We start from the raw sequence: 11,068 nt of genomic DNA on the forward strand, positions 1-11,068 counted from the left end.
CGCACCTTCGAAGCGCTTTTCAAATCCGTTGCACAAACATGCGACCTCTTCCCACCAGACGAGTGCCGAAATCTCTTCAAGGCTGCCGGGTATGTTGCAGATTAAATGGACGGTGCTCTGGAATGATGGCCAGCCTGAATCGATCAGAAAACGCCTTTCCTCGGGGCCCCGCCATCAGGCCTTTGCCCAAATACTGACCTACACTTAAATCAGTTGCTGTCAGTTATGTTATAAGATAACCAATCCTACAGTTCAGGAGGGAATCGCGCATGAGCCGGGGCAGATATCATTTCGGTCATTTTGCCGGGGGGCTGACATACACCGATCTGATCCGCCCCATTCACGCGACCATTGCACTTCATCCACACACCATCTTCAAATGAATAGAAAGGGAATCACCATGAAACCCATGATACTGGCTTTGTTGACCTCGGTCGCCGCCACACCTCTGCTGGCACAGGAAAAGCGCGAGATGGACGCTCATGCTCATGGCGTCAGCACATTGCAAATCGCGTCCGAAGATGGCGGGGTCGAGATGAACCTGCTGTCGCCCGGCATGGATATCGTTGGCTTCGAATATGCCGCCAGCACCGACGCTGATAAAGATGCAGTAGAAGCAGCACTCCGTGCCTTGTTGGTTCCCGAAAACATCATCACCCTTCCCGAAGCTGCGGAATGCCGTCTGGCAGAGGTTATGGCCCATCTCCATGGCGGCGATCACGATCATCATGACGGGGAAGAGCATCACGAAGACCACGAAGGGCATGATCACGGCAAGGACGATCACGATCATGAAGACCATGATCACGGCGAAGGCGACGCTCATCATGACCATGAAGAGAGCGCTGAGCACAGCGAATTCCATGTTCGTTACAAGTTCGACTGTGAGCATCCAGAAAAGCTGACAACCGTTGGCTTCCCGTTCTTCGCACGTTTCGAAAACGCGCAGGAGATCGAGGCAACCTATGCAACAGATGCCGGTACCGGCACGGCCGAGATCGGGCGTGATGCGGCTGAACTGAGCCTGAACTAAGCATGACCGATCCCGCCCTGGCCTTGACCGATGTTGCTTTCGCCTGGCCAGGGCGGGGCGGGTTCCAGCTGGTCTGCCCTGATTTTCATCTGAAACAGGGGGAAAGTGCGTTGTTGCTGGGGGCCAGCGGCTCGGGCAAATCGACCCTTCTATCGCTGATCTGCGGTATCGTCGCGGCTGATCGTGGCCAGGTGCAAGTCAGCGGAACCGATCTGAAATCCCTGCGAGCCGGGGCGCGTGACCGCTTTCGCGCCGAAACCATCGGCGTCATCTTCCAGCAGTTCAACCTGCTGCCCTATGCCAGGGTGGCCGATAACATTCTGCTACCACTGCGTTTTGCACCAAAGCGCCGCCGCCGCGTCAGTGATGGCCTGGCCGAGGCCACAACCCTTGCGACCGCGCTGGGTCTTCCCGATGGCATCATGCACAGCCCCGCTGGCGAATTGAGCGTCGGGCAGCAGCAACGCGTTGCCGTCGCCCGCGCCCTGATCGGTGCGCCACCGCTGATCATTGCGGACGAGCCGACCTCGGCGCTGGATGCCGAAACGCAGGACAGTTTTTTGCAATTGCTGTTTGACCAAACCAGTGCAGCGGGATCATCCCTGCTGATGGTCAGCCATGATGAACGGTTGGGCGACCGGTTTGACCGGGTGATCCGCATAGCCGATATCGTCAGCACACAAAGGGGAACGGCATGATCCTGCGTCTGGCCATTGCCTCGCTGTCGGCCCGCGCGCTAACCGTTGGTATGACGGTGCTGGCCATCGCCTTGTCCGTTGCGCTGTTTCTGGGCGTGGAAAAGGTACGGACCGGGGCGCGGGCCAGCTTTGCCGATACGATCTCGGGCACCGATCTGATTGTCGGAGCGCGATCCGGTTCGGTGCAGTTGCTGCTCTATTCCGTTTTCAGGATCGGCAATGCCACGAATAACGTCACCTGGGAAAGCTATCAGGATATCGCGAACCGGCCCGAGGTGGAGTGGATCGTGCCGATCTCGCTTGGGGACAGTCACAAACAGTTTCGCGTCATGGGCACCACGGCAGAGTTCTTCGAACGCTACCGGTTCCGCGGGGATCGGGCGTTAGAGGTTGCGGATGGGCATAGCCTGAACGACCTATATGACGCGGTGATTGGCGCGGATGTGGCCACGACACTGGGCTATCAGGTGGGCGATCCGATTGTGGTATCGCACGGTCTGGCATCGTTTACCCACCATGATGATCAACCTTTTCACGTCGCCGGGGTCATCGCCAAAACCGGTACGCCGGTGGACAGGACAGTGATCGTCAGCCTCGAAGCTATTGAAGCCATCCATGTCGATTGGCAAAGCGGCGCAAAAACTCCCGGCAGAACCACACCGGTTGAGATGATCCGCCAAATGGGTCTGGAACCCAAGGCCATCACCGCGGCCCTCGTCGGCGTAAAATCGCGGCTGCAGATCTTTGGACTGCAGCGCTGGATCAACGAATACCCCGAGGAACCCTTGCTCGCCGTTTTGCCCGGCGTCGCACTTCAGGAGCTTTGGCAGATCGTCGGCATTGCCGAAACCGCCCTGATCGGGGTGTCAGCCATGGTCGTGATCACCGCCCTTCTGGGCATGATGGCAATGATCTTCTCAGGCCTGAGCGAGCGGCGGCGCGAAATGGCGATCTGGCGGGCCATGGGCGCACGCCCGCTGACGATCCTGGGCCTGCTGGTGCTTGAGGCTGCGCTGATGGCCGCTGCCGGGGCTGCACTTGGTATTGCGCTGCTCTATGGCGTTTTGGTGCTGTTCCGGCCCATGATTGACGCCAAGTTCGGCATCTGGCTGCCGATTGATCCGCCAACCAGTCGGGAAATTTGGGTGCTGGGCGCAGTGATCACCGCAGCCGCGCTGGCCAGCCTGCTGCCGGCATTTCGGGCCTACCGTTTATCACTGGCCGATGGCATGATGGTGCACACATGAGGAATCGCATAGCCATCTCTCGCCGCCGTTTTGCACTGCTGGGCGCGGCAATGACTGTTCTGCCGAGGGCCGGACAGGCGGCAAAGTACCGCCAGATCACATGGGATGACCTGATACCACCCGGCATCCCCTATGGCCAGATCATCGGAGAGGGCGATCTGGATGAGGTCAACGACACCTGGGCACCGATCTTTGACGAGAATGCCTCTAAACTGAATACCGATCTGGATGGCACACCTGTGCGCTTGCCGGGGTATATCATTCCGCTGGAATGGGATGAAAACGGCGTCTCGGACTTTGTGCTAGTGCCATATGTCGGGGCCTGCATTCATGTGCCGCCACCGCCGCCCAATCAACTGGTCTTTGTCACGACCGAGACGCGCTGGCCCAGCGAAAACCTCTGGGATGCCGTTTGGGTGTCCGGAGTGATGATCGCGAAACTGACCTCGACCGACATCGCCGAAATCGGCTACCAGATCGCTGCGGACGAGATAGAGGCGTATAGCTGATGCAGCGCGGCCCCACACGTCGTGCCCTTGGCCTTGCCGCTATGGCCGGGCTGCTGGCGACCAGATTGCGGGCGGAAGAGATCATTGATCTGGAGTGGTCCGACCTGGTCCCGAAAGGCGAATTTACGTTACCGCCGGAGCTTCAGGGCGTGGTTCAGCATGACTCCAATACGTTGGCTCAACGTCAACCGGAGGCAACCGGGGTGCGACACGATTGGAACGGACGGGTCGTGCGCTTGTCAGGCTTTGTCGTGCCACTGGATTACAAAGGCAGTGGCGTGACATTGTTTATTCTGGTGCCTTATGTCGGAGCCTGTATCCATGTCCCCCCACCCCCTGCCAATCAGCTGGTTCTGGTGACCACCGAAACGCCCTATCAGTCGGGGGGCATGTTCGAACCGGTCACCGTGACAGGCATGTTCGGGGCAGCCGCGCGCTCCACCCAGTTGGCCGAGGTCGGCTATGCGCTTTCAGCCGACCGGATTGAGCTGTTTCGCGGGTAGGTGCTCGGGTTTCCTGCAACCCCCGGCTGGATGCGCCGAAGATCGGGCAACTGGCGTCAAGTTAAGATCTGGATGATCGAGGTCTGATCGCCGCCAACAACCAGACCACCACGAACACCGCAAGCAATCCGGCCACCAACATCATCAGCACCACCATGTTGGACGGTGTTGCGCCCAGCCGCGCCAGACCCTCTGTCAGGGGGGGAGGCAGGCTTTGCTGCCAGACCCAACTGCCCGCCGTAGCCAGAACAACCGCAACGCTGCCGACCGCCGCCAGCATTGTCAGCCCACGTGCAGCCTGCGGTGCCGACGGTGCAAACCCTCGGCGGGTCGATCTGAATATCCGCCCCAGATCAAGCTGCATCGCCACAAGCGCAGGCACGACCAGCAAGACCAGCACCAGGCCAAAGCCAAGGCCATAGGCCAGCGTGATCACCGTGGGTTTCAGGAACTGCGCCTGCCGAGAGGTTTCATACAGCAGCGGCGCAAGCCCCAGAACCGTGGTCAGCGTGGTCAAAAGCACCGGGCGCAACCGGTCTGTCGCCGCATCAATGATGGCCGGGATCAGCGCACGGTTTCGGGCGTAATCATCAATCGTTGTGATCAGAACGATAGAGTCATTGATCAGAATGCCCGACATGCCGATCAGCCCGACCACGGTAAAGATCGACAAGGGCACGTCCCAGACATAATGCCCCCAGATGGTGCCAATCAGGCCAAACGGAATGATCGCCATAACCACCAGCGGCCGCACCCAACTGGCGAATATCCAGGCCAGCGTCAGATAGATGCCCAAGAGACATAAAGCAAAGCCAAGAAAGGCATCTGACAGAAACGCGCGCTCTTGCTCGGCCAGACCGCTTAGAACAAAGTCCACGCCATGATCTTCGGCAATGCGCGGCAGAATTTCGGATTGAAGGGCCGTTATCACAGCCTGCGCGCGAACCGGATCATCCTCGGAAATATCGCCCGACACCGTGACCAGCCGCCGCCCGTTTTCCCGGCGCACGGTCGAAAAGCCCAGCGTGTCACGCACATTGACGATCTCGGATAGGGGAATATAGGCGCCGCTGGGCGCACGCATCCGCGTCTGGGTCAGGAAATCAGCCTTCAGGTCCGCCTCTGGCAGACCGACCATGATCTTCGCTTCCCGGACTCCAACGGGGAAAGTCGCAGCCTCGATCCCGCTGAGGCGTCGGCGCAGCTCTGCCCCGATTGCATCCGTCGTAAAGCCCAGCGCTGTGCCCAGTGGCGTCAGTTCCAGCACAAGTTCGTTCTTGTCATAGGCAAGGTTGTCTTCAACCGCCGAGACCTCGGGGAACCGGACAAGCGCCGATTTCAGGTCTTCGGCAGCAGCCTTCAGCACCGGGGCCTCTGCGCCATAGAACTGCACATCCAGCGCATCCCCTCCGGGGCCGGATCGCCAGCCCCGGAAGCTGAGGGTTTCGAGCATTGGATGATTGCGCACCTCCTGTTGCAACTCACCCAGAAACGCAGAGGAGGAATAGGAACGCGCGTCCGCATCGATCAGTTCAATGGCGATTGACCCCAGCTGATCCGTATCTTTGGTCTCCTGCCCCGCCAGACCCCGGCCCGTGGTGCCGCCGACCTCGGCCAGGGCAAACGTCACGGGGTTGGTACCGTGTTCCGCCTCATAGCGCGCGCCCACCGCCTCCGTCGCGCGTTGCAGTTCGCGCACCATATCAAGCGTATCAGCACGGCTGGAACCCGGCAGCATCGCGATATTGCCCGAGATCGAGCCCCGTTCAGGGGCGTTAAAGAACCGCCACGTCACATCGCCGCGCATGAACATTGTGGCCGCCCCGGCCAGCAGCAGAATCGCCCCGGCCAGCACCGGATAGCGCAGAGCAATCACCAGACGCATCAGAGGATGGAAAACGCGGCGCAGAAACCAGGAGAACCCGACATTGAACACCCTCGACGGCCAGTCATACCAGCGCTGTCGCACACCTACGGCTAAAGCATGTGCCATATGATTAGGCAGGATCAGGAAACACTCCGCCAAGGACGCCAGCAATACGACCGAAACGGTAAAGGGAATATCCGCGATCAACGAGCCAAAGCGCCCGCCCACCGCCGTCAACGCGACAAAGGCAAGCACCGTGGTTACCGTTGCCGACATCACCGGCAAGGACATTCGTCGCGCCGCATTTTCTGCCGCCACAACGGGCGGCTCGCCCAATTTACGCGCCCGGAAATCCGCATGCTCGGCGACAACGATGGCGTCATCAACAACGATCCCTAAGCAAATAATCAATGCAAACAAAGAGATCATGTTGATGGTCAGACCGGCCGCATACATCAAGGCAACCGCCGCCAGCATGGCAACAGGAATGCCTGCCGCCACCCAGAAAGCCGCGCGGGCCGAAAGGAACAGGAACAAAAGCCCAACCACCAAGATCAGCCCCATAAGGCCGTTTTCCAACAGGATATCCAGGCGGTCGGTGATGGCTTCGGCCCGGGTGCGTATCAGTTCAACCTGAACCCCTGCGGGCATCACCGCCTGCATTTCGGTTGCGACCCGCGCCACAGTGGACTGAAGGCCAATCGCATCCCCCAGATCGGATCGGTCGACCCGGATTGAAACCGCCGGGTGCGGCCCTTTGAAATAGCTACGCCCGCTATCGCTGCCCTCAACCGTTATGCTTGCCAGATCAGACACATAGAGCTTTGAGCCGTCAGGATCCGAACGCACGACAACGCCCGCGATATCCTCGGCCGTGCGCTTTTCAACACCGCTTCGCACCCTTGCCGCGCCACCGGCAACATCGCCCACAGGGCTCGCCGCCGCCTCCCAGCCTATTGTTGCTGCGATGGTGGAAAGGGCGATGTCATGGCGGATCAGGTTGGTCTCTGGGATGTCGACGCGGATCACCGGTGCCGCGACGCCTCGAATTGTCGTGCGGGTCACCCCCTCGCGGTAAAGCCGGGTGACAAACTCGTCGGCAAAACGGCCCAGTTGGTCGACAGAAACCGGTCCCGAGATCACAACATCCGTCACCCTGTCCCGCCAGGCCCGGCGGGTGACTTTCGGCGTCTCGACACCTTCGGGCAAATTTCGCACCGCATCTACGGCCGAGCGCACCTCGTCCATGGCGCGGCTCATGTCCCATCTCGGCTCAAAGGACAGGGAAATTCCAGCGCGCCCCTCATTCGCGGCAGAGGTGACGCTTTCTACGCCTTCGACCACCAGCAAAGATGGTTCCATGACCGAGATGATGGCGGCCTCCACATCCTCCGGCCCTGCGCCGGACCAGGTGACACTGACATCAATCTGGTTGATCACCACATCGGGAAAGAACTGCGACCGGATTTGTGTGCCTGCAACCAGACCCAGTGCAATCATGATCACGAGGATCAGGTTGGCGGCAGTGCGGTGCCGGGTAAAGTAGAACAACAGCCCCCCTGCCCGATCGGGCATCCGAGCCATCGCTCAGCCCCCCATGCGGCGTTCCAGCCGTTCCACCGTCGCGCGCGGAACCTGCGCTGCACTCAGCTGATCAAGCAGGCGCGCCTTGATATCGCCGGGCATCCGCGTATTGCCCTCAACAAAAGCGATCAGCCGGGCACGTCGGCCATCATCCAACGCCACGGTGTCGCTGGCATCCGGCACGTCAGCCGCATCATCCGTCCTGGCATCTGATGGGCGCACCGGGCGGATCTTTACCCCCTCCCCGATCTGAGGCAGGCGCTCGGTCGCATATTCGCGCCCCAGCGGCGCATTCTTTACAATCAATGTGTCGCCCTGACGGCGCAGGATGGTGACCTTGGCAGGCTCCAGCCGGTCATCGGCGCCGATCAGCAGAATCTCCCCCTGGGAATTGGCTGCTGTCGCGGGGATGACGGTGACATCGGACAAGGCTGGCTCCTCGATCTCGACCAGCATGAAGTCACCGGGCCGCAGTGCCGCAGCGCTGCCACCGTCAATCCGGGCGTAGAGCAGCCGACCGGTTTGCCCATCCCCCACCCGCGCACCGGCCCGGTCGATGCGCCCAAAGACGGTCAAAGGAAATTCATCCAGTGGTAAAGTTGCGGTGATGCTGACATCGCGCAACTCTCCATCCTGGGTGATCAGGCGGGAAAACTGCGCATTGGAAACGCGGAAGGCGATCTCCAATGCGCTTGGGTCTATCAGCGTCGCGAGGGCCTGATTTGGCGTGACAAGCCCGCCCTGGAAAACACGGATATCGGACAAAAGACCGGCAAAGGGTGCGTCTATGCTGGTTTCCGCAAGTGTACGCTCGGCTTCGGCCAGCATGATCTTTTGTTGGTCCAATGCGATCCCGGCCCGCTTGATCCGCGCCTCCGCCTGCGCCAATGCCTGGCGACGCCCCAGCAGGGTCTGCTCTGCCGAAGAAAGCGCCAGTTCCGCTGTTTCTATCGCGGCTGCCGTGCCCGCACCGCGTGTGGTCAGATCCTGCTGCCGGCTTAGCGCACGGGCACGCAGATCACGTTGCTGGCTGGCCGCGGTCAGATCATCGCGCGCCAACAGCAAAGCGGCCTTGGCATCGTCGACCTCTGCCTCGGCCTCGGCCTTGCGGGTCCGGGCAAGATCGAGTGCGGCCTGCATATCCACAGGGTCAATCCGGGCCAGCAACTGACCTTGCACGACCTTCCCCCCATCGCGAAACGCATCCGCCAACTCTAAAATTCGTCCGCCGGTGACGGCACGGACCTCAAGATTGCGCCAGCTTGCAACCTCGCCAAATGTAGTGACAACGGGGGTGATATGGTCTGAGGTCAGCGTTGCCACATTGATCGTAAAGACACGCTCTCGCGCAAGCCGCTCTCGCGCCGTTTCCGTATCTCTGTCCTTGGCAGTGCGCCAGATCATACCTCCGGCAAGGACCAAAATCCCCAGCGTCAGGCCAAGAAGAAACACACCCAGAAATGAGCGGGTCAGAAACCGCATATGTCCTGCCTTCCGTCCAGTGCCACAGCATAGCCCTAAGAGGGCAGTTTGTCAGCTATACGCTTGGCGAGCCAGTGTTCCGTCGCCAGTAGGGTGGGTGAAACCCACCCGCGACCAGCATAACTACGATGGTGGGTTTCACCCACCCTACATCAGCGCTGCGCGAGATAGGCCTGAAGCACAGGTTGAAGGTTGTCGATCAGGTCGACACGCCGCAACTGGTCAGGGGTCAGAAACGCAAACCCTGCGCCTTCACCGAGGCAAATGTCCGCTGGCACAATATGCAGCCGCGCCAGAAATACATAGAGCGTCGCTTCCTGCGGCGGTGGCGACGTAAGTTTGCCAAAGGGCGTCAATTGATCTGCACTCAATGTAAGGCCAACTTCTTCTTTCACCTCACGCAGCGCCGCCTGCTCCATGTCCTCGCCAGGCTCGATCGCTCCGCCGAACAGCCCCCAGCGGCCCGGCCAGAAAATGCCAGGTACATCGTCGCGCAACTGCAAAAGAAGTCGGCCTGCCTGATCCTCAATCAGGATCAATGCCCCTGAATAGCCTGACCTTGGCTGGAACACACCGATATCCGGGAAATCCTCAGGTGTCATTTGCGCCGCATATGTTCGTCTAGCCGCGGCATGATCTCCACGAAATTACAGGGCATGTGGCGATAATCCAGTTGCTTTGACAGGATTTCGTCCCACCCATCCTTGCAGGCCCCAGGCGAGCCTGGCAAAGCAAACAAATACGTGCCACCCGCAACCCCGCCACAGGCGCGCGACTGCACTGCGGACGTGCCGATTTTCTGCACCGAGATCACGGTGAACAAGGTTGCGAACGCGTCGATTTCCTTTTCATAGACGTCGCGATGTGCCTCGACCGTCACATCCCGACCGGTCAGCCCGGTCCCGCCGGTGGAGATAACGACGTCAACCTCGGGCGAGGCAATCCAGGCCCGCAGGGCTTCGGCGATCTCGGCCCGTTCATCCCGAATAATCCGTCGATCTGCCAGCTGGTGCCCCGCCGATTCGATCCGCGCCACAAGAGTATCGCCTGACTTGTCCTGTTCCGCCGCACGCGTGTCAGATACCGTCAGAACCGCGATCCTTACCGGAATGAACTGCCTTTCCGCCATTTCAGGCCCTTTCCATCAAAGCCAATCTCAGTGCCAGGGCGGCAAAGATACCTGCGCTGACTGCGCCCAGCGCCTGACCCAGGCGCGGGGCGGTGGCCAGACGCCGCCCTAATCCGCCGGCGAACACACCGGCCAGCCCGTTTATGAACAGACCGCCAAGACTGAGAATACCGCCAAAGATAAGAAACTGCACCAGAACCGGCCGACTCGGGTCAACGAATTGCGGCACAAAGGCCAGAATGAACAGGATCACCTTGGGATTGGTCAAACTGACGATCAGCCCCTCGCAAAAGGCGTGTCGGGCCGAGACCCCCTGGGGCATGGACGTCGCCACCCCACTGCGCAGCATCTTTAGCGTCAGCCACAAAAGATAGGCGACCCCCAGCCAGCGGATCGCGTCGAACAGCCAGGGCAGAGCCGCCACCAGCGCACCCAGCCCCAGCCCGGCAATCGTTGCATGGATCACACCGCCCAGCGACACACCCGCACTGGCAGCAACACCGGCACGCGGCCCGCCACCGATGCCTTGCGCCAGGCACATCATCATATCGGTCCCCGGCGTCAGATTCAGCGCCAGAGCAGCTGGAACAAACGTCAATAGGGTTGCAAGCTCAATACTCATAACCGAACCATCGCTTATCGCCGCCGGACACTCAATCCCGATTTGTTATCTGAAGATCTCTGTCAGATCCTCCAACCCGACGCCCTGCTTGATCTCTCGCAGGCGGGCATAGACCAGTGCAACCAGCACGGCACCAACCGCGAAAGTGACCGCATTCATCGCGCCTTCGATAAAAGTTGATTTGAAGGACAAATCCGTCGGGAATTCATCTAGCGTGTCGAAACCGACCAGATATCCGACGATCAGCCCGATTAGGATGACCAGCAAAGTGTACATTAGGGTCTGTGGACATTCATCGTGAGTTTATGATGGCTGCGCACAGGTTGATCATCGCGGCATAGGAGGCATCCGTTTTCTCTGCCCTCATTGCGATGCGTTTGAATTCCTTCAACTT

12 protein-coding genes are annotated in these 11,068 nt (G+C 60.0%); 6 read left to right on the plus strand and 6 right to left on the minus strand.

Translation table 11 applies throughout. The annotated features are described in order from the left end of the window. From ACW9UQ_RS17400 to ACW9UQ_RS17425, 6 genes are all read left to right on the plus strand, one after another. Window positions 1–208 (plus strand): hypothetical protein (locus ACW9UQ_RS17400; RefSeq protein WP_458932274.1); only part of this gene is annotated, 208 nt, incomplete at its 5' end. Window positions 209–400: 192 nt separating this feature from the next. Beyond that, the gene (zrgA, locus tag ACW9UQ_RS17405; protein ID WP_458932275.1) at window positions 401–1,033 is read left to right on the plus strand and encodes a zinc uptake protein ZrgA; all 633 of its coding nucleotides are present in this window, start codon (window positions 401–403) and stop codon (window positions 1,031–1,033) included. Window positions 1,034–1,035: 2 nt separating this feature from the next. Then, on the plus strand, window positions 1,036–1,731 hold the full coding sequence (locus tag ACW9UQ_RS17410; RefSeq protein WP_458932276.1) for an ABC transporter ATP-binding protein: 696 nt from the start codon (window positions 1,036–1,038) through the stop codon (window positions 1,729–1,731). Then, on the plus strand, window positions 1,728–2,978 hold the full coding sequence (locus ACW9UQ_RS17415) for an ABC transporter permease (protein ID WP_458932277.1): 1,251 nt from the start codon (window positions 1,728–1,730) through the stop codon (window positions 2,976–2,978). Before ACW9UQ_RS17410 ends, ACW9UQ_RS17415 begins: the two co-directional genes overlap by 4 nt. Then, on the plus strand, window positions 2,975–3,487 hold the full coding sequence (locus ACW9UQ_RS17420; protein ID WP_458932278.1) for a DUF3299 domain-containing protein: 513 nt from the start codon (window positions 2,975–2,977) through the stop codon (window positions 3,485–3,487). The genes ACW9UQ_RS17415 and ACW9UQ_RS17420 overlap by 4 nt, the downstream gene beginning before the upstream one ends. Beyond that, window positions 3,487–3,990 (plus strand): DUF3299 domain-containing protein, encoded by a 504-nt coding sequence (locus ACW9UQ_RS17425; RefSeq protein WP_458932279.1) that lies wholly within the window; start codon window positions 3,487–3,489, stop codon window positions 3,988–3,990. The genes ACW9UQ_RS17420 and ACW9UQ_RS17425 overlap by 1 nt, the downstream gene beginning before the upstream one ends. Window positions 3,991–4,051: 61 nt before the next feature. Here the strand turns inward: ACW9UQ_RS17425 and ACW9UQ_RS17430 are convergent, their stop codons facing one another. From ACW9UQ_RS17430 to ACW9UQ_RS17455, 6 genes are all read right to left on the minus strand, one after another. After that, window positions 4,052–7,441, minus strand: a complete 3,390-nt coding sequence (locus tag ACW9UQ_RS17430; protein WP_458932280.1) for an efflux RND transporter permease subunit — start codon at window positions 7,439–7,441, stop codon at window positions 4,052–4,054. A 3-nt stretch (window positions 7,442–7,444) separates the two neighbouring features. Beyond that, a complete protein-coding gene (locus ACW9UQ_RS17435; RefSeq protein WP_458932281.1) occupies window positions 7,445–8,923 on the minus strand; it encodes an efflux RND transporter periplasmic adaptor subunit in 1,479 nt (492 codons plus the stop codon). A gap of 152 nt (window positions 8,924–9,075) precedes the next feature. Continuing rightward, entirely contained in the window at window positions 9,076–9,525 is a 450-nt protein-coding gene (locus tag ACW9UQ_RS17440) for an NUDIX domain-containing protein (protein ID WP_458932282.1), read from the minus strand. Further along, entirely contained in the window at window positions 9,522–10,052 is a 531-nt protein-coding gene (gene moaB / locus ACW9UQ_RS17445) for a molybdenum cofactor biosynthesis protein B (protein ID WP_458932283.1), read from the minus strand. The genes ACW9UQ_RS17440 and moaB overlap by 4 nt, the downstream gene beginning before the upstream one ends. Window position 10,053: 1 nt before the next feature. Beyond that, the gene (locus tag ACW9UQ_RS17450) at window positions 10,054–10,674 is read right to left on the minus strand and encodes a LysE family translocator (protein WP_458932284.1); all 621 of its coding nucleotides are present in this window, start codon (window positions 10,672–10,674) and stop codon (window positions 10,054–10,056) included. A 45-nt stretch (window positions 10,675–10,719) separates the two neighbouring features. Continuing rightward, window positions 10,720–10,950, minus strand: a complete 231-nt coding sequence (locus ACW9UQ_RS17455; RefSeq protein WP_458932285.1) for a hypothetical protein — start codon at window positions 10,948–10,950, stop codon at window positions 10,720–10,722. Between the last annotated feature and the right edge of the window lie 118 nt (window positions 10,951–11,068).

Source organism: Halovulum sp. GXIMD14793, assembly GCF_054457435.1.